Origin of the sequence: Desulfosarcina cetonica JCM 12296, assembly GCF_001311845.1 — a bacterium.
GTDB classification, from domain to species: domain Bacteria; phylum Desulfobacterota; class Desulfobacteria; order Desulfobacterales; family Desulfosarcinaceae; genus Desulfosarcina; species Desulfosarcina cetonica.
In genome coordinates this window covers 1-18174 of sequence record NZ_BBCC01000133.1, presented here as the reverse complement: position 1 = coordinate 18174, position 18174 = coordinate 1, and the positions used below count along the sequence as shown (strand labels likewise).

Here is an 18174-nt window from a genome sequence, read left to right as displayed (position 1 = left end):
CCAGACCAATCTCTTGGCATTGAACGCGGCGGTGGAGGCGGCGCGGGCAGGCGAGGCCGGTGCAGGATTCGCTGTGGTGGCCGACGAGGTGCGCAACCTGGCCATGCGCGCGGCCGATGCGGCCAAGAACACGGCCAACCTGATCGAGGGCACGGTGAAGCAGGTCAAGGAAGGCGGCGAGCTGGTATCGAAGACCAATGAGAATTTTACCGAGGTGGCCCGGTCAGCGGCCAAGGTGGGCGAACTGGTATCGGAGATCGCCGCTGCCTCGAGCGAACAGGCCCAGGGGATCGGTCAGGTGAATACGGCGGTCAGTGAAGTGGACAAGGTGACCCAGCAGAATGCGGCCAATGCCGAGGAGTCGGCCTCGGCTTCCGAGGAGATGAATGCCCAGGCCGAGCAGATGAAAGGCTTCGTGGCCGACCTGGTGGCGTTGGTGGGCTCGTCCAAACATCACAACGGTGGGGCCGCCAGAACGCCCAAACCGGTGGGCCGTGTGCCGCGCAAACGGCTGCAAGTCGAGACGCCCCATCTTTACCTGCACGCATCGGGCAACGGCAATGGTGCCAAGAAAGGCAACGGCAAGGACCGCCCCAAAGCCTCATTTGGGGCCATGCATGCCGTGGATCCGGAACAGGTGATCCCGCTGGATAAGGACTTCGAGGATTTTTAGAAGAAAGAATGGCCTTCCTCCGCGCGTTGGGAGTGGGCCATTCTTCCACAATTACCCCATGCGGACATTTGCATGATGAACAATACCATCCTATTTGTCGATGATGAGGAGAATATCCTCAAATTATTGGAAAAGGCATTCACCAAAGTCGGCTATGCGGTCAAAACGGCCCGATCCGGAGAAAAAGCCCTGGAAATTCTTCAAAACGAGGATATCCATGTGATGTTTTTCGATCTCAACATGACCGGAATGAGTGGCCTCGAGCTTTGTCGGCAGGTCAAACAGGCGCGTCCCATGGATATGGTGTTTGCCTTGACCGGCTATGCCAGTCTGTTTGAGTTATCCGAATGCCGCGAAGTCGGATTCGACGACTATTTTAAAAAACCCGTCGACCTGAAATTGCTCAGGCGGGTGGCCAAGGACGCATTTGAAAAGCGCGCGCGCTGGAAAAAAGGATAAATCCGTCATGGTTGAACCATTGGAAACGATCGAGGCGCGGATTGAAGCCATTTCTCTGGCTTTGGTAACCCTGGATGGGGAGGATATTCCCGTCATGGGCCAGATGCTCAACGACCTCGGCGATCTGAAGACGTTCGCGGCCACCCTGCCATTGCCGGATTTCGGGCTTTTGGTGGGGGCTGTCGGGGTACCTGGAGAAGATCGTCCTGCGTGAAATCAGTGACCTCGAACCCTTCGAGACCGGCATCGGCCAGCTTCAGGCCATCTTCCGGGCCATTGCCGACCAGGTCGATCATCACGTGGAACTGGCCCCCCTGCTGGCCCACCTGGGCGCTTTCTTGCCTGACGCCACCATCGGTGAACCGTCTTCCGATCAGCGGCCGGCCGGCGCCCCGCAGACGGCCTCAACCACCGTATCGGTACCTCCACCGGCGGCGGCCGAGCATTTCAGCTGCCCGGAGGCCGATATGGATGAGGAAGACCGCGAGATCGTTTCCGGGTTTATCGTCGAATCCCTGGAGAGCCTGGAAACGGTCGAGGTCAGCCTGATCGACCTTGAGCAGGACGACTCGGAGAAGGAGGGCATCAACGCGATTTTCCGAGCCTTTCACACCATCAAAGGCGTGTCCAGTTTTCTGGGATTCATGCGCATCAACCGCCTGGCCCACCGTTCGGAGAACCTGCTGGACAAGATCCGCAGCGGCGAGTTTATCGTCGATGGTGACGTGATCGATGTGATTCTCGACTCCGTGGACCTGCTCAAACGGCTGATCCAGGGTGTTCAAACCGGCATGGAAGGCGGTGGGCCACTCGACATCGGCCTGAATATCGCACCGGTGGTGGCGCGCATCGAAGCCATTCAGGCGGCCGGGGACATGGCGGATAGCCCTATCGGTGAAATCCTGGTGGACCAGGGCGCGATTTCGCGCCAGCATCTGGATGACGCCCTGACCCAACAGAAGGCCGCACCAGGGAAAAAACTCGGCCGCATCCTGGTCGAAGCGGGGGCCACAAGCCCGAAACAGGTGGCCGCCGCTGCGGGAGCAAAAAAAGTTTCCGGCCAGCGCATGGATTTGCAGGTCAAGGTGGATACCCTCAAGCTGGACAGCCTGGTGGACCTGACCGGCGAACTGGTGATCGCCCAGTCCATGCTTCGGCAGCATCCGTATATTGTCAATTCGGGCGATCAACACCTGCTGCATACCCTGGGACAGCTCAATCAGATCACCTCCAGTCTGCAAACCATGACCATGTCCCTGCGCATGGTGCCGATCAAGAGCACCTTTCAGAAAATGCTGCGGCTGGTGCGGGACCTGGCCAAAAGCTCGGGCAAGAAGGTGCAACTGCGCATGACCGGTGAAGATACCGAAATCGACCGCAACATGGTGGACGAACTCTACGAGCCCATGGTGCATATGATCAGAAATTCCGTGGATCACGGGTTGGAAACACCGGAAGATCGGGAAGCCGTCAACAAGTCGCCCATGGGCACCATCTCCCTCAAGGCCTATCACAAGGGGGGGAATATCGTCGTCGAGATCGACGATGACGGGCGGGGGCTCAATCGCGATCGCATTTTGCAAAAGGCCCGCGCCAACGGACTGATCGACGACGACAGCCGTTTGAGTGATTCGGAAATCTATAACCTGATTTTCCAACCGGGCTTTTCCACGGCCCGAGCGGTGACGGAAATTTCCGGCCGCGGGGTGGGCATGGACGTGGTCAAAAAGGCCATCGAGCGGCTGCGTGGCCGCGTGGATATTCAGACCACGGCCGGCCAGGGATCCACCTTCTACATCAGTCTGCCGCTGACCCTGGCGATCATCGAAGGCATGTTGGTGCGCGTCGGCCAGGAACGCTACGTCATTCCGGCGCTGTCCATCATCGAGTCCTTCCGTCCCACGGCCGAACAATACTACACGGTCGAGAACAAGGGCGAAATGATCCTTTCCCGCGGCAAACTGATTCCCCTGGTCCGTTTGGAGACCCTTTTCGATACCCGCTCCGACTTTCGGCATCCCTGGGAAGGCCTGGTGGTGACGGTGGAATACGACGGCCAGCGCATGGGCCTTTTGCTGGATGAGCTGCTGGGCAAGGAGGAAGTCGTGATCAAGAGCATGGGCGTGGCGCTCAAGCATGTTCGCGGTATTGCCGGCGGCGCGATCCTGGGGGATGGGCGGGTGGGGTTGATCCTGGACATGGCCGGCATCTGGGAACTGGCCATGGAATCATGACTTGCGGCTCAGGGAAGGCATAGCGTCCATGAATATTGTTGTCGGCGTGTCGGATATGAAGGCCAGTAATGATCCTGCGGGAATTCTAGTGACCTATTCATTGGGGTCGTGCATCGGTATCGCCGTTTACGACCCGGTGGCGCGGGCCGGCGGGTTGCTGCACTTCATGCTGCCGGAATCCGCCTTGGATCAGGCAAAGGCGCTCAGCAGACCGTTCATGTTTGCCGACACCGGTATCCCGCGCCTGTTCAAGGCCGTGTACGCCCTGGGGGGGGAGAAGCGACGCATGCGCGTGATTGTCGTGGGCGGATCCCAGGTGCTGGATCAGAAGGGCTTTTTCAATATCGGCAAGCGCAATGAAATGGCGGTACGCAAGATCTTTCACCGCAACAACGTGGTCATTGATTATCAGGATACCGGCGGCAACACCAATCGGACCATCCGTCTCTTTCTCGAAACCGGCCAGGTTCGAATCAAGGTGTCGGGTGAAGCGGAGATTGCCATATGAGCGACATCCCATTGCCCATGATGGACTTCCTGGAACAGATGGCGCGGATGGACACCTTGCCGGATGGTGGCCCGGCGATCCGATGAAGATTTTTCCACCTTATTCGCGGAGAAACGGAAGTGGCATACAACATACTGATTGTCGATGATTCCGCACCCATGCGGGCAGTGATCAAAAAGGTTGTCCGGGCGTCGGGTTTCGATACGGGAACGTTTTACGAGGCCGCCAACGGCTCCGAAGCCCTGGCGGTCCTGAACGGGAACTGGCTCGATCTCGTCCTGACCGATTACAACATGCCGGACATGGATGGATTGACCCTCTTGCGGAAAATGAAGGCGGATGACTGCATGCAGAGCATTCCCGTGGTCATGGTGACCACCGAGGGCAGCCACGAACGGGTGGAGACCTTCATCGAACAAGGCGCGGCCGCCTACATCAAGAAACCTTTCACGCCGGCAGCCATCCGGCAGACGCTCAACACGCTATTGGGAGAACCCGAAGATGGACAAGGACGCCCTGAAGACGGCGATGATGACCTCGATTTCTGATGTACTGGAGACCATGTTCTTCATGCCCTTGGATGTCGTGACCGATGGCAGCGACACGCCCGCGGCCCTGACCGGCGGGATTGCCGCCACACTGACCTTCAGCGGCCCGGCCCACGGATCTTTCGCCCTGTCGTTGCCCGAATCCATGGCCCGCGATATCTGCGCCGATTTTCTGGGAATCGATGGGCAGCGGGTCAGCCTGAAGGATATGACCGGTACCGTCAAGGAGATGATCAACATGCTGGCGGGCAATACGTTGAGTCTTTACGACGCGAACGTGGTCTTTGACTTAGGGGTCCCGGAATCCACGGCGCCGGAAACCATTGCCTGGGAAGGCGGTGATATCGGGGAGACCCTCTGCCTGACGGTTCAGACCCTGTCCAGTCATTTGACCCTGGCCGTTCTCCTCAACGATTGACCCCGCGCCGCCGGCGAAAAAGAAAGAGACGGCCCTATGGAGAGAAATATCCGCGTCCTGATCGTCGACGACTCAGCCGTGGTGCGCAAGGTCTTTGCCAGTGAGCTATCCCGGGCAAGGGGCATCGAGGTGATCGGAACCGCGCCCGACCCTTACGTGGCCCGGGACAAGATCGTCAGCCTCAAGCCCGATGTGGTCACCCTGGATATCGAAATGCCGCGCATGGACGGCATTACCTTCCTCAAAAAACTGATGAAACACTATCCCCTGCCGGTGATCATCGTCAGTTCGCTGACCCAGAAGGGCAGCCAAATGGCCCTGGATGCCTTGTCGGCCGGCGCGCTGGAGGTGATCTCCAAACCCACGGCAGCCTATTCCGTGGGGGACATGGGGGTTCAACTGGCCGATAAAATCAGGGCCGTGGCCCACGTCAATCTCAAGGCCCCGGTCGCCAAGGCATCGTCCCGACGCCGGGTTCCAGCCTCCCGGCAACGCACCTGACCCAAACCACCAATCAAATTATCGCCATTGGCGCCTCCACCGGCGGTACCGAGGCCATCCGCACGGTCCTGCAACGCATGCCGCCCAATGCGCCCGGCATCGTCATCGTGCAGCACATGCCGGCGCGGTTCACCACTTCCTTTGCCGAGCGCCTGGACGGCCTCAGCCAGATCCGTGTGCGTGAGGCCTGCGACGGCGATTCGGTGGTCAACGGTCAGGCCCTGCTGGCCCCGGGAAATTATCACATGCTCCTGCGGCGCAGCGGTGCGCGTTACTATGTCGAGGTCAAAACCGGTCCCATGGTTCATCATCAGCGTCCGGCGGTGGACGTGCTTTTCCGCTCGGTGGCCCGGACGGCCGGAGCCAATGCGGTGGGCGTGATTCTGACCGGCATGGGCGCCGACGGCGCCGCCGGCATGCTGGAGATGAAGCAGGCCGGTGCGCGTACGATCGCCCAAAATGAGAAGAGTTGCGTGGTTTTCGGCATGCCCAAGGAGGCGATCAAGAAAGGGGGGGTCGATGAGATCGTGCCCCTTGAAGACGTTTGCCAGACGGCGTTGAAGCTGGCCGCCGGCTAAATCTTGCGCATGTCCCTAACCCGCCGAAGAATAAATCCATGACGAATCTGCCCGAGCAACTGAGTAATCGTCAGTTCGAAAAATACTGCGCCCTGGTCTACCAGGAATGCGGCATCAAACTGAATGAAGAGAAACGATCCCTGCTCAATGCGCGCATCGCCAAGCGGCTGCGTCTTCTGGACGTATCGCCGGGAAGGTACTACGACATGATTCTTGCGGATCCCCACGAATGTGCCTGCTTCATCGATGCGGTCTCCACCAACCATACCTATTTCTTCCGTGAATCCGCATCGTTCAAATACATCTCGGCCGATTGTACCGCCATCTGGTGTGCCGCCTGTTCCAGTGGCGAGGAACCCTACTCCCTGGCCGCCCACTGCCTGAGCCTGGGCGGCGCACCCGCCATCCTGGCCACGGATATTTCCGGCAACTGTCTGGAAAAAGCGCGCATGGGAATCTACCCGGGACAATCCGTCCAAAACATTCCCGAAGCCCTGCTGAAACGGTATTTTCAAAAGGGCATCAACCGCTGGACCGGAACCATTCGCGTCAAAGCGGAATTGCGGCAAAGGATCATCTTCCGGAAATTCAACCTACTCAAGGACCCACTTCCGGACCAGGGCTTCGACGTGATCTTCTGCCGTAATGTCATGATCTACTTCGACACCCCCACCAAGGAGCGGGTGGTCGCCCGATTGGGACGCGTATTGAACTCCGGGGGGTACTTCATGATCGGCGGCGCGGAAAGCCTCAGCGGCCTGAAACATCCCTTCACCTATATCGCTCCCAGTGTGTATCGAAAGCCTTGATCGAGGCTGCCCGGGGATACCGACGGGGGGGCCGACGACGGACCGGGCGGCGGCCTTTCAGCGCAACGCCTCGGTGAGAAGCGTGAACGCCTGGTTGTAGATCTTCGGATCGCCGCTGGCCCGAGGCCCGGCCACGTTGAGGGTTTCAATGCGGTTCATTTCAATCCAGGCGGCGATCAGCGATCCTGCCGCTGATGGCGATTGCCCCATGGCCAGATCGATATGCAGCAGTTGCTTGCCATGCTTGAGGACCATTTTACGGGTATACTCGGTGCCCCCCGTGGGGGTGCCACGGGAGATGATCAAGGTGCCGTCCGCGTCCTGCACGTTTTTCTCGGTACGCTCAGCATATTCCGCCGTGGGCATCTCCTGGAGCTGATAATACGCCGGCAGGGGGCCGTCCTCGGCCAGGCGCCCCTTGGGGACCCATCCGCCGTGGGCGATTCCCAGGTGCATGGCCACATCCAAGGCCGCCCGGTCAACGCCGGTCTGGCCGCCGGAAATGATTTTTTTCAGCATTTTTCATTTTCCTTTGGATATTGGGTGGGCTGATTCTCCTGTAGCATACTTCAATCGATTGCCGGCGGCAAGCCATGGGTGCGCAAGGGGCCGGTCGCCGCAGGGCAATCGCATGTAGAATTAACCGTATGGCAACTCAACAATGGGGATGGCTGTCTGGTGGAAGAAAAATGCCAAATGCCAACTTCCAAATGTCAAATGAAGGATAAAATCGTTTTAAAATAGACAGAATGCCACCATTTGACATTTTTAATTGGTCATTTGACATTCAGCGCCTCCGGAGTTCAAGAGTAAAGATCGATAGAAACACTGATATGCGATTGCCCTGCCGGTCGCCGGTTTTGGCGTTTTCATCCCGGCATGACTGTGGTAAGCAAAGACCCCAAGAGCCGCATGAACGGCCCATTTCAACGTGCGGGCTACGGCCGCTGGGGGCTTTTGCCTTTACCTCAACCGATCCAGGGTGAATAAGGATAATGAAAAAATTATTGGTCAACGGCGGATCCGGGACTTCATCGATTCTGGTCGGCGCGTCCATCGACAACCTGAGCGCCCATATCGATCAACGGCGGACGGTGATCATTACCGACAGCACGGTGCAGCGGCACTACCGCGAAAGGCTGCCCGACTGCCCGGTGATCATCATCGGCTTGGGGGAGCGGATCAAGACCCTTGAAACGGTTGCCGACATCTATCGCCAGCTGGTAGACCTGGAGGCGGATCGCGGCACCTTCATCCTGGGCGTGGGTGGCGGCATCGTTTGCGATATCGCCGGCTTCGTCGCCTCGACCTACATGCGCGGACTGCGCTTCGGCTTTGTCTCCACGACCCTGCTCAGCCAGGTGGATGCCAGCGTGGGCGGCAAGAACGGGGTCAATTTCGGCGGTTACAAGAACATGGTGGGGACCTTCAACCAGCCCGAGTTCGTGATTTGCGACATGGCCCTGCTGAAGACCTTGCCGGTGCGCGAGGTTCTGTGCGGTTTTGCCGAAATCATCAAGCACGGAGCGATTGCCAGCCTGGAGATGGTGGACTTCCTTGAGTCCCACCGGGATGCCGCTTTGGATCTGGATCCGGCGATCATCGCCCATCTGGTCTATCAATCGGTGGAAATCAAGGCGGGCGTTGTCTCCCGGGATGAACGGGAGCATGGTGAGCGGCGTAAACTGAACTTTGGCCACACCTTCGGCCATGCCCTGGAAAAGCTTACCGGCATGCCTCACGGCGAGGCCGTGGGCATCGGTATGGTCCTGGCGGTTCAGCTTTCGGTGCAGATGGGCTTTTTGCCGGCCGATGCGGCCCGCCGGTTGGAGCGGCTCATCGACAGCTATGGCCTGCCGGTGCGTCCGCCGGTTGACATGACCGCCATGTTGACGGCCATGAAGAAGGACAAGAAACGCGAGGGCCAAGGGATCCATTTCGTTTTCCTGGATGCCCTGGGCAGTGCCCGGGTGGAGGAGGTTGCCTTTGACGACCTCCGTCGTTTGGCTAACGCGGCGCGCCTCGGTTAGGCACCGGTCGGGGCATGCGCTTCCTTTTCCTTGAAGCGTTTCACGGCGGCTCCCATCGGGATTTCGCCCAGGGGTTGGCCGCCCATTCGCACCACGACATTCACGTGGTCTCTCTGCCGGCCCGCTTCTGGAAGTGGCGCATGCGCGGGGCGGCCCTTCATTTCCGGCAGACCCTCGACAATCTGTCCGGCTTCGACGGCATCATCACCAGCGGCATGATGAGCCTGGCCGATTTTACCGCCTTGTACACCGGCCGGCGACCGCCGGCGCTGGTTTACTTCCACGAAAATCAGCTGACCTACCCGTTGGCCCCTGGTGAGCAAATGGATTTGCAGTTCGGCTTCACCGACATCACCACGGCCCTTTGCGCCGATCGCCTTCTGTTCAACTCGCAATTTCACCGGGACCAGTTCTTCAATACCTTGCCCGGTTTTATCGGCCGCATGCCCGACTACAAGCCCCACTGGGTGGGGGCGGCCATCCGCGCCAAGGCGGGGGTGCTGTATCCCGGATGCCATTTCAGTGATGCGCCCTCGGATCCACCGCCGCTGCCGCCCGGGCCCCCGCTGGTTATCTGGAACCATCGTTGGGAATTCGACAAGAATCCCCAGTGCTTCTTCGATGCCCTATGGCGCGTGGCCCGGCGGGGAATCGACTTCCGCCTGGCTATTCTGGGGGAGAACTATGCCACTGCCCCACCGGTCTTTGCCGAGGCGCGCGCCCGCCTGGCTGACCGCATCGTGCAGTTCGGTTACGTCGACCGCCGGTCCGCCTATATCGATTGGCTCAAACGCGGTTTCGTGGCCGTGAGTTGTGCCATCCAGGAGAACTTCGGCATCGCCATGGTGGAAGCCATGCGCCATGGCTGTCTGCCGCTGCTGCCGCGCCGGCTGGTCTATCCGGAACTCCTGCCCCGTGAGTTCCACGGCCAATTCCTCTACCGGGATCCCGATGACCTGGTCGAGAAACTGTCCGCCATGCTACAGGACCCCGTCCATGCTGCCCGCCACCGCCCGGTTCTGGCGGCCATGATGGCCCGCCACGCCTGGCCGGCGGTCATCAACCACTACGACCGGGAACTTAAGCGTCTGGCCACCGGTACCGGGTCGGACGGTCGGTTCTGATCAGCGTCCTCGGCAGGCTAAGGCGTCATTGACACCGCCTGCCGATGTTCCTATATTGACTGAATTCATGCATCGCCCTCCACGCCGGCCAGCGGCGTGATTTTTTTCATTCTAATCCCAAGGAGAAATCAATGGCGAACGAGAAGGAGAGTTACAAGGAGAAGATCGATCGGGCCACGGCTGTTTTCCAGACCAACATGGGAACCTTCGAGGTCGAGCTCTACGCCAAGGAGTGCCCGGAAACCGTCTGGAACTTCATCAACCTGGCCGAAGGACGGCAGCAAACCCCGCGGGGAGGCAACTTTTACGACGGGTTGGGGTTCCATCGGGTCATCGAGGGATTCATGATCCAGGGTGGATGTCCCTTTGGCAATGGCACCGGCGGGCCGGGCTACCAGTTCAAGGATGAGTTCCACCCCGATCTCAAGCACGACGGCCCGGGCGTTCTCTCCATGGCCAACGCCGGTCCGGGGACCAACGGCAGCCAGTTTTTCGTGACTTTGGGGGCCACCCCCCATCTGGACAACCGTCACACGGTTTTCGGCAAGGTCACCAAGGGGTTGGATGTGGTCATGCAGATCGGCAGCGTGCGCACCGATCCCAGGGACAAACCCAAGACCCCGGTGATCATGGAGAAGGTTACCATCCAGCGCTAAGGTGACTGCCGCATCACCGGCATCGGTCAATTCCCGTACCGGGATCACCGGGAACGGTAACATGGGAAAGAGGTTCTGCATGCTTGAAATCAAATCCGTCAATTTGAAGCGATCTGCAGTGGACACACTGGTGGTGCCGGTTTGTGAAGATCAGGACATCCATGATGATCCGACGGTAACATCGCTGGTCGATGCGGCAAAGGCGCTGGAGGAGTTCAACGGCAAGAAGGGCGAACGCCTGACGCTGTTCGCCCCGGCCGACACCCGTATTGCCCGGGTGGTTTTTTTCGGACTGGGCAATACGGCCAACCTGACCGGTGAAACCCTTCGCTCCGTGGCCGGCAAGGCGGTCCAACACGGGATCACTGTGGCCTGTCCCGTTTGACCCTGGCTACCCCGGATGCCGCCGACCTCCCCGTCGATAGCGAGACGATCTTCCGCAGCCTGGCCGAAGGCGCTATTCTGGCCAACCACCTTTTCGACCGGTATAAGCAGGAGAAGGAGAAAAAGCCACTCAAACGCGTGGTTTTGACCGGAAGTGCCGCCCAGAAAAAAGTCTGTGCCGATCTGATCGAGCGCACGGCCGCCATCTGCCAGGGCAGCATCCTGGCCCGTGAATGGGTGACGACCCCTTCCAATGAAAAACGGCCCGAAGCCTTTGCCGAAAGGATCCAGGCCGTCAGCGCGCCGGCGGGACTGACGGTCAAGATCATGGACGAGCGCTGGCTGAAAAAACAGCGTTTCGGTGCCATGCTGGCCGTGGGGCAGGGCAGCAGCGCCAAGCCCCGATTGGTGACCGTGGATTACCATCCCAAGGGGGCCAAGAAGACCCTGGTGCTCGTGGGCAAGGGTGTCACGTTCGATTCGGGCGGCCTCAACCTGAAATCCGCCGGCGGTATCGAAACCATGAAGATGGACATGGCCGGTGCCGCCGCCGTGGCCGGGACCTGCTGGCCCTAGCACGCCTCAAACCGGATTTGCGGGTGGTGGGAGTCATGCCGCTGGTGGAGAACATGCCCTCGGGAACCGCCATCCGGCCGGGTGATATCGTGCGGACCTACGCCGGCAAGACCGTCGAGATCGGCAATACCGATGCCGAAGGGCGGCTGATTCTGATCGATGCCATGGCCTGGGCCATCGATCAGTTCAAGCCGGACACGGTCATCGACCTGGCCACCTTGACCGGCGCCTGCATGATCGCCCTGGGGGAGAAAATCGCCGGCGTCTTCTCAACGGATGCGGATCTGGCCCGGGCCATCGTCGCTTCGGGGGAAGCAACCTTCGAGCGCTGCTGGCACCTGCCCCTGCCCGAGGATTACAAGGACCTGCTCAAGAACGAGTTTGCCGACCTGAACAACATGAGCAGCAGTCGTTATGGTGGGGCCATTACCGCGGCCCTGTTTCTTTCCGCGTTCGTCGGCGAGACCCGCTGGGCGCATATCGACATCGCCGGTCCGGCCTGGATCAAGAAAGCCGCGGATTACTGCGGGGCCGGGGGCACCGGTTTCGGCGTGCGGCTGCTCTGCGATTGGATCGAGAAAATGCAGGCCTGAGATCCATCCACGAACGCCTGAAATGCGAAGCGGCCGGGCCATGACGCCCGGCCGCTTCGGTTTTTGATGGCCGCTGCGGATCCTTTGTACAGGGGCGTCGATGTCTATTTGAATTTGGTCACCATCCCCTCGGCCAATTTCTCTGCCGAATGACCGAACAAATCGTCCACCGGCACCATTTGCAGGTAGTCGTCCGACCAGGCCACGCTGTTTTCCTGGACGATGTTCTTGATGTGCTCGTACTTGCCGCCCAGGGCCTTGATCTTGGTCGGCAGCGGGATTTCGGGCTTGAAACCCACATTGAGCAGGAGCAGGTAGCGGATGCGGCTGCCGTCGGCCGGATCCTCGGAGGTCGCCGGGATCACCACGATGCTGCGCCCGTCCTTGCGGCCCTTGCCGATATAGACGTTGCCCTGGCGGACGATGATCGCTTGGTGCCCTTGAGGACGGAATCCTGTTCCACACGGGAGGGCAGTTCGGCCAGCAAACCGGACTTCTTCAGGATGGTGATGGCGGTGTGATCGGTGGGATCGCCCAAGAGTCCCAGACCGTCAATGCGGTAGAGAATGCTGCCGTTGATGCGCTCGATGACCCCCTGGATGTTTTTCATGACGATCACGTTGCGGTTGAGCACCTGGGCCACCTCCAGCCCTTCTTGGGTCAGGGCGTCGAAGAGAATGCCCTCCACGCGCTCGCTGATTCGGCTGGTACCCACGGTAACGGTTTTGGCCTGGTGCTTGATGGCGTCCACCGGCCGTGACATGAGGTTGATGGCCTCGCCCATCACGCGGAACAGGGTGTCGATGACGTTTTTGGCCGTTCCCCGCATGCCGAAATCCGGTTCGAAATCGGAAAACGGCAACCGCCCGGAGAGATACTTGAAGAGCAGGGTCAGATCCGATGCATGCGTGATGGCCGTGGGAAAGGTCTTGGCACGTCGTTTCTCACGGAACACATGGTAGAAACCGGCGATTTTCTCCCGAAAGGTTTTCTCCAGGACCACTTCGTAAACATCCAGCCCCTGGCTGGCCAACTGGTCGAGGGTTTCCTGAACGGAGGCCCTGACGGTGTGCAGAAAGCGCGATCCCTCGTGGATGGCCAGGGCGGCGTGATATCCCCAGATGTGGCCCACCAGGGTGTTGAGAATCGGCGCAAACTGGGGACTGACCTGGGGGACGTGGAAGACATCCTCGGCGTAGGGGGCGAAACGCTCCTCGCCTTCGTCGGCGATGATGACCGGCGCCGCCTTGTGGGCCCTGAAAATGGCCGTGTCCTTGATGATGTCGCCGATTACGGTGCCCCGGGTGCCGGCGGCGCAGACGATGATCAGGGGTTCGGAGGAGAGGTCGATGTGCTTCTTGTCCTCCACGTAATCCGAACTGATCGTCTTGTAGCAGAGTTCGCTGAGTTTGATACGGATCTCGTCGGCCGAGGATTTGTTGGGTCCGCTGCCCACCGCAGCCCAGTAGGTCTTGGTGCCGGCCAGGCGGCGGGCCGAGGTTTGGATCGCCTCGCCCATGGCCAGGACCGTGCGCATATGGTCGGGAATGCGCAAGAGTTCGGCGATCTGATCCGAGAGAAATTCGCTCGAGCGGCGGCCCCGGATGCCGGCGACCTTGAGCGCCAACAGCGCACCGGCCACGATCTGGGAATAAAAGGCCTTGGTGGAGGCCACGCTCATTTCGATATCCCGGCCGCTGGAGGTGTAGAGCACGCCGTCCACCTTGAAGGTGATGTCCGAATCGCGCCGGTTGACAATCGCCAGGGTCCGGGCGCCGCGGGCACGCACCATGTCCACGGTGCGGTTGGTGTCGGTGGTGGTGCCGGACTGGCTGATGGCCACCACCAACGTGTCGTGCATGCTGGTGTCCGCGTCCGCGTCGCTGAGTTCGAAGCCGCTCAGCTCGGAGGCCTTGAGGGCCCGCAACTGGATGGACGGATCGGCGAGATAGGATTTGAAGATATCGGCGCAGGCCTGGGCGGCAATCCCGGCCGTTCCCTGACCGACGAAGAAGATGCGCCGGATGCGGTTCTCGGCAAAGGCTGTTTCCAGGTCGGGAGGAAAGGTTTCCTTGCTTAACTGGACGACGTAATGGGCACCGTCAGCGGCTTCGGTGATCTTCCAGCGGTTGAGCAGGGTGCGCTCCACCGACAGCGGGGCTTCGGAGATCTCCTTCAAAAAGTAGTGGGGGAAATCCTGGCGGTCGATATCCCGGGTGGTGATTTCAGTGGATTTGACGTCCTTTTCGGTGAGGGCGATCGGCGTTCCATCGTAGTACATCGCCGTGATGCCGGCCAGCCCCCCGCCGGAGCGCTGATCCAGCACGAAGATCTGACCCTGGGTCTTGCCGTTTTTGCCGTCCACGATCTTCTCACCGTCCATTTTCAGGAAACGGGGGGTCTCCTCGATGAAACCGTAGACTTCCGAAGCCGGCATGTAGTGATCCTCGGCCAGCCCGACGAAGACCGCTTGACCGCTGCCCTTCTGGGCCAGAAAAAACCGTCCCGGGGCCAGATCGGTGTGCATGGCAATGGCATGCGATCCCTGGAAGTCGCTCACCGCCAGACGGAAGGCCTCGGTTATATCGACACCGGTTTTCAGGTAGTGCTCGATCTGCAGGGGGATGATCTTGGTGTCGGTGGTGATGGTTTCCGGAATCCGGTCGCCGTCGGCTTCGATGGCGGATTTCAGTTCCAGGTAGTTGTCGATATCGCCGTTGAGACAGGCATGAATGATCGGATGATCCTTCATCAGACCGCCGGCCAGGGTGTTGTCCACCGGGTGGCAGTTGGGCTCGGTGATGGCGCCGATGGAGGCCCAGCGGGTATGCGAAGAGACCGTGTGGAAGGTGTTTGCCACGCGGCTGATGGCCTGGAAAATGGTGTCTTCGCAAATCTGTTGGCGCAGGAAGCGGATGTTGTCTCCCAGGCTGCCGATCTCGGCGGCCACCTTATAGACCACGGTCAGGGCGACCATCGGCTTGCCGTCGGCATCCGTGGTTTGGTTGCAGCTGATGCTGGCGTTGCCCAAGACGTCGCGTGCCATGCGCTGGGCGAAGGCCTCCCCAAGCGCCTGGCCATCGAGGCTTTGCGTGAGTTGTTCGTAGGCATCGGCCGGTAGGATGAAGAGGATCGAGATGCCAGCCGAATCGCGGCCGCGGACCTCCAAGCGGTCGATGCTGTTGAGCACGGCGTTGATCTGCCGGAAGAGGGTGATGCGGCTGTCCGGCCCAGGGTCGCCATCGCCGGCCATCAGGTCGCTGATGCGGCCGATGTTGGCGGTCAGCTCCTCATTCAGGCACCAGATCATGTCTTTGATCGTTTCGATCTGGGTGGAGACGAGCTCCACCGTGGCGCTTTCCAGGTTTCCGGCCTGCCGGGCGAGCAGATCCTGTTCGCGCTTCAGAATCGACGACAGCCGATCGGAAAGGGCGACCAGGCGCTGCCGGGCCGCCGGATCCTTGAACAGAGCCAGAAAAGGGACTTCCTGCTTGAGCTGCCGGATAGCGGATAAAAGGGCGGTGAGATTCGCCTCGCCCCCGAGGTAACATTCCGCGATGGTCGCCTGCGACGCGCTGCAGGTGGCCAGATCGGCCTGGTCCGCCGCTTCGGCCAGCTTTTCCAGAGCGGATAGATCGACCGACGGTGGCGTGGGCCTGCCCTTGACCGCAATGAGGCCGGCCAGACCGCATCCCAGCAGGTTGGGTTGGCAGGGAAAAAGAATCAGGGCCGGTCCGGTAACGCTGGCTGGATGGCGTCCCCAGTGAATCGCCGGCAGACCCTGGACGCGTTTTCCGAAAGATCCGATCAGGCGCTTTGCCTGACGGGTGCTTGGCAGCGTGTTTGTCATGGTTACCCTCGCTCTTTTATGGCGGCTATTGCGCCGCGTTTGGAGACGTGACCGCTTCCATCCGCCGTTTCCCGGGAAAGCCTGGCTCTGTCCTCAGCGGCAGCGCGTTACATCTTGCAGTAGAGTTCCCGGATTTTCTCGCGGGTCATGATGGTTTTCCAGCTTTTGCCCAGGGCGTTTTCCCAAAGCGGTTCCATCACCAGGGCCACGTCGATCATCTTCTCCATTTGGGCATCGGAGAGATTGGCCGTCAGGTTGCGCGGCAGATCGATCTGGTGGCGCTCCGTCATCTGACGGAATTCGCGCACGCCCTGGGGGTAATAGTCTTCCAGATAGTCGAAGACGACGCTGTTGCCGATGCCATGGTGCAATCCCAGGACGAAGGCCAGTCCGTAGGAGAGGGCGTGACAGATGCCCACCTGGGAATAGGCGATGCTCATGCCGCCGCAGTAGGAAGCCATCATCAGCTTGTCGTCGGCGTCCTTTATATCCTTCAGAAAAACTTCCTGGCAAAGGGCCATGGATTTCTCGCCATAGGCTGGGAGAAGCTGTTGAGATAAGTTCCCTCCAGGGATTCCACGCAGTGGATGTAGCAATCCATGCCGGTGTAGAATCGTTGGGGATTCGGTGCGCCGGCAATCAATTCCGGGTCGAGGACGATCTGGTCGAACACCGTGTGATCCGAATTGATGCCCAGTTTTTTCTCGGGGCCGGTGAGCACCGTGGTGCGGGAGACTTCGGCACCGGTACCCGAAAGGGTGGGCACGGCGGCGTGATAGACGGCCGGATGCTTGATCAGATCCCAGCCCTGATAGTCGGCGGCCGAGCCCGGGTTGGTCAGCATCAATGCCACCGCCTTGGACAGGTCCATGCTGCTGCCGCCGCCGACGCCGATAACGCCGGCCGGTAGGTCACCGGGTTTCGCCTGCATGTATTCCCGCACCTGGGCGGTGAGCTGATCCACGTATTTAGTTTTAGGTTCGTCGTCCACATTGACCCAAATCAACAGGTCGTCCTTCTCAAGGGGCAGACGGTCCTTCAGCGGTTTGTTTTTGTGGACGTCGTCCACTATAAAGACTACCACCGAGCGGCCGCCCTGGCGCTGTTCCTTGAGAATATCCCCCAGCTGGGCGAAACACCCCCGGCCGAAGACCACTTTGGAGACCATTTTGAAATTGCGAAACATGCTATTTTTTCCTTTTTTCGGTTGGGCTTGCGGTTTCTTGAGTAAAACAATTCCTCAGCGGATAGCCATGGCCGATCAAGGCGGCATATGCTGTCCCTGGGTAAACGCGGGAATCAAGCAACAGCTTTAAGGGCGCTGACCGTGGCGGCGACACGCTGTGCCAACTGCTCCGTGGTCCAGCCCAGTTTGATCTGCATGGAAATCGCCCGTCCGATGAGGGCATCGGATTGGGGCAGCTGCACGGAGCGAAAGTCCGGGCAGTCGGGCAGGGTCTGGACGGCCAGCCGGGCCGCGGCTTTCAATTCCCGGAAATGGTCCCATTTGCGGATATAGTGCCAGTTGTTGTCGAACCAGTGAAAACAACCGTCCACGCCGGCGGCGGCCAGGGATTTGACCGCCTGGCGGGCTTTTTCCACATCGGGTATGAAGAAAGTGAGGAAGGTGGCCGAGTCGCCCGCCGCATCGGGCAGCTGTCGAAACGTGACGCCGGGAATCGCCTGCATGGCGTCCTTCAGGGCGGCCTTGTTGCGCCGCTGGGTTTCCAGGATCCCGTCCAGCTTGCGCAACTGGGCCAGTCCGACGGCGGCGTTGAGCTCGCTGATGCGGTAGTTGGCACCGATCATCAGGTGGTCTTCGGCCCCACGGTCGTTGCCGATATGATCATGGCCGTGGTCGGCAAAGGCATGGGCCGCGGCGTAGACCGCCGCGTCATCGGTGACCACGGCGCCGCCCTCGCCACAGGTGATGGTCTTGACCGGGTCGAAGGAGAAGCAGCCGGCCTTGCCGAAGGCGCCCAGGGCCTTGCCCTGGTAGCTGGCGCCGACGCTCTGGCAGGCGTCCTCGATCAGGATCAGGCCGTTTTTGTCACAAAAGGCCTTGAGTTCGTCGATGCGGGCCATGGCGCCGCACATATGCACGGGCAGGACGGCCCGGGTGGTCGGCGTCAGGGCCGCCGCCACGCCTTCGGGCGACAGGCACAGGGTTTCGTCGATCTCGGCGAACACCGGAATCGCTCCGGCCATCAGTACCGCTTCGACGGTGGCCACG

18 protein-coding genes and 2 pseudogenes are annotated in these 18174 nt (G+C 60.2%); 14 read left to right on the top strand and 6 right to left on the bottom strand.

Annotation, left to right across the window (positions count from 1 at the left end):
- From JCM12296_RS45515 to JCM12296_RS23630, 9 genes and pseudogenes are all read left to right on the top strand, one after another.
- On the top strand, positions 1-673 hold a 673-nt coding region (locus tag JCM12296_RS45515), incomplete at its 5' end, for a methyl-accepting chemotaxis protein (RefSeq protein WP_246804787.1).
- 72 nt (positions 674-745) lie between these two features.
- Positions 746-1132 carry a response regulator gene (locus JCM12296_RS23665; protein ID WP_054698659.1) on the top strand — a complete coding sequence of 129 codons (387 nt, stop codon included), beginning with the start codon at positions 746-748 and terminating at the stop codon, positions 1130-1132.
- Between the two features lie 7 nt (positions 1133-1139).
- Positions 1140-1346: a hypothetical protein gene (locus tag JCM12296_RS23660; protein WP_054698657.1), complete on the top strand. Its 207-nt coding sequence runs from the start codon at positions 1140-1142 to the stop codon at positions 1344-1346.
- 85 nt (positions 1347-1431) lie between these two features.
- Positions 1432-3366, top strand: a complete 1935-nt coding sequence (locus JCM12296_RS23655; protein ID WP_054698655.1) for a chemotaxis protein CheA — start codon at positions 1432-1434, stop codon at positions 3364-3366.
- Between the two features lie 28 nt (positions 3367-3394).
- Positions 3395-3874 (top strand): chemotaxis protein CheD, encoded by a 480-nt coding sequence (locus JCM12296_RS23650; protein WP_054698653.1) that lies wholly within the window; start codon positions 3395-3397, stop codon positions 3872-3874.
- A 119-nt stretch (positions 3875-3993) separates the two neighbouring features.
- Entirely contained in the window at positions 3994-4422 is a 429-nt protein-coding gene (locus tag JCM12296_RS23645; RefSeq protein WP_054698652.1) for a response regulator, read from the top strand.
- Entirely contained in the window at positions 4376-4840 is a 465-nt protein-coding gene (locus tag JCM12296_RS23640) for a chemotaxis protein CheX (protein WP_083456447.1), read from the top strand. The genes JCM12296_RS23645 and JCM12296_RS23640 overlap by 47 nt, the downstream gene beginning before the upstream one ends.
- A gap of 36 nt (positions 4841-4876) precedes the next feature.
- Positions 4877-5919 (top strand): annotated as a pseudogene (locus tag JCM12296_RS50775) (protein-glutamate methylesterase/protein-glutamine glutaminase).
- Between the two features lie 38 nt (positions 5920-5957).
- Positions 5958-6728, top strand: a complete 771-nt coding sequence (locus JCM12296_RS23630; RefSeq protein ID WP_054698648.1) for a CheR family methyltransferase — start codon at positions 5958-5960, stop codon at positions 6726-6728.
- 57 nt (positions 6729-6785) lie between these two features.
- On the opposite strand, the gene JCM12296_RS23625 is transcribed toward JCM12296_RS23630, so the two are convergent.
- A complete protein-coding gene (locus tag JCM12296_RS23625) occupies positions 6786-7247 on the bottom strand; it encodes a putative molybdenum carrier protein (RefSeq protein ID WP_054698645.1) in 462 nt (153 codons plus the stop codon).
- Between the two features lie 476 nt (positions 7248-7723).
- Between JCM12296_RS23625 and aroB the strand changes: the two genes are divergently transcribed.
- The 5 genes and pseudogenes from aroB to JCM12296_RS49875 all read left to right on the top strand — a co-directional run bounded on the left by aroB (position 7724) and on the right by JCM12296_RS49875 (position 12091).
- Positions 7724-8758, top strand: a complete 1035-nt coding sequence (aroB, locus tag JCM12296_RS23620) for a 3-dehydroquinate synthase (protein ID WP_054698643.1) — start codon at positions 7724-7726, stop codon at positions 8756-8758.
- 14 nt (positions 8759-8772) lie between these two features.
- Complete coding sequence (locus tag JCM12296_RS23615; RefSeq protein WP_054698641.1) at positions 8773-9882, top strand: tRNA-queuosine alpha-mannosyltransferase domain-containing protein; 1110 nt, start codon at positions 8773-8775, stop codon at positions 9880-9882.
- Between the two features lie 131 nt (positions 9883-10013).
- A complete protein-coding gene (locus tag JCM12296_RS23610; RefSeq protein ID WP_054698639.1) occupies positions 10014-10538 on the top strand; it encodes a peptidylprolyl isomerase in 525 nt (174 codons plus the stop codon).
- A 79-nt stretch (positions 10539-10617) separates the two neighbouring features.
- A complete protein-coding gene (locus tag JCM12296_RS23605; protein WP_172684058.1) occupies positions 10618-10923 on the top strand; it encodes a M17 family peptidase N-terminal domain-containing protein in 306 nt (101 codons plus the stop codon).
- A 137-nt stretch (positions 10924-11060) separates the two neighbouring features.
- Positions 11061-12091, top strand: a pseudogene (locus tag JCM12296_RS49875) (leucyl aminopeptidase family protein).
- A 104-nt stretch (positions 12092-12195) separates the two neighbouring features.
- Here JCM12296_RS49875 and JCM12296_RS45500 read toward each other — a convergent pair.
- The 5 genes from JCM12296_RS45500 to JCM12296_RS23580 all read right to left on the bottom strand — a co-directional run.
- Positions 12196-12459, bottom strand: a complete 264-nt coding sequence (locus JCM12296_RS45500) for a hypothetical protein (protein WP_246804782.1) — start codon at positions 12457-12459, stop codon at positions 12196-12198.
- Positions 12453-15941 carry an SIS domain-containing protein gene (locus tag JCM12296_RS23590; RefSeq protein ID WP_246804781.1) on the bottom strand — a complete coding sequence of 1163 codons (3489 nt, stop codon included), beginning with the start codon at positions 15939-15941 and terminating at the stop codon, positions 12453-12455. The genes JCM12296_RS45500 and JCM12296_RS23590 overlap by 7 nt, the downstream gene beginning before the upstream one ends.
- Positions 15942-16048: 107 nt before the next feature.
- A complete protein-coding gene (locus JCM12296_RS50770) occupies positions 16049-16462 on the bottom strand; it encodes a dehydroquinate synthase/iron-containing alcohol dehydrogenase family protein (RefSeq protein ID WP_281492142.1) in 414 nt (137 codons plus the stop codon).
- Positions 16435-17127: an iron-containing alcohol dehydrogenase gene (locus tag JCM12296_RS50765; protein ID WP_281492141.1), complete on the bottom strand. Its 693-nt coding sequence runs from the start codon at positions 17125-17127 to the stop codon at positions 16435-16437. Before JCM12296_RS50765 ends, JCM12296_RS50770 begins: the two co-directional genes overlap by 28 nt.
- 113 nt (positions 17128-17240) lie before the next feature.
- Positions 17241-18174: DegT/DnrJ/EryC1/StrS family aminotransferase (locus tag JCM12296_RS23580; RefSeq protein ID WP_054698626.1), on the bottom strand; the 934-nt coding region annotated here is incomplete at its 5' end.

Excerpts from the sequence above, each read along its gene's own strand:
- JCM12296_RS23625 (WP_054698645.1), bottom strand. The coding sequence starts at position 7,247 with ATGCTGAAAAAAATCATTTCCGGCGGCCAGACCGGCGTTGACCGGGCG.
- JCM12296_RS23615 (WP_054698641.1), top strand. The coding sequence starts at position 8,773 with ATGCGCTTCCTTTTCCTTGAAGCGTTTCACGGCGGCTCCCATCGGGAT.
- JCM12296_RS23590 (WP_246804781.1), bottom strand. The coding sequence starts at position 15,941 with ATGACAAACACGCTGCCAAGCACCCGTCAGGCAAAGCGCCTGATCGGA.
- JCM12296_RS23650 (WP_054698653.1), top strand. The coding sequence starts at position 3,395 with ATGAATATTGTTGTCGGCGTGTCGGATATGAAGGCCAGTAATGATCCT.
- JCM12296_RS23665 (WP_054698659.1), top strand. The coding sequence starts at position 746 with ATGATGAACAATACCATCCTATTTGTCGATGATGAGGAGAATATCCTC.
- aroB (WP_054698643.1), top strand. The coding sequence starts at position 7,724 with ATGAAAAAATTATTGGTCAACGGCGGATCCGGGACTTCATCGATTCTG.
- JCM12296_RS23630 (WP_054698648.1), top strand. The coding sequence starts at position 5,958 with ATGACGAATCTGCCCGAGCAACTGAGTAATCGTCAGTTCGAAAAATAC.
- JCM12296_RS23660 (WP_054698657.1), top strand. The coding sequence starts at position 1,140 with ATGGTTGAACCATTGGAAACGATCGAGGCGCGGATTGAAGCCATTTCT.
- JCM12296_RS23640 (WP_083456447.1), top strand. The coding sequence starts at position 4,376 with ATGGACAAGGACGCCCTGAAGACGGCGATGATGACCTCGATTTCTGAT.
- JCM12296_RS23610 (WP_054698639.1), top strand. The coding sequence starts at position 10,014 with ATGGCGAACGAGAAGGAGAGTTACAAGGAGAAGATCGATCGGGCCACG.
- JCM12296_RS23605 (WP_172684058.1), top strand. The coding sequence starts at position 10,618 with ATGCTTGAAATCAAATCCGTCAATTTGAAGCGATCTGCAGTGGACACA.
- JCM12296_RS50770 (WP_281492142.1), bottom strand. The coding sequence starts at position 16,462 with ATGGCCCTTTGCCAGGAAGTTTTTCTGAAGGATATAAAGGACGCCGAC.
- JCM12296_RS50765 (WP_281492141.1), bottom strand. The coding sequence starts at position 17,127 with ATGTTTCGCAATTTCAAAATGGTCTCCAAAGTGGTCTTCGGCCGGGGG.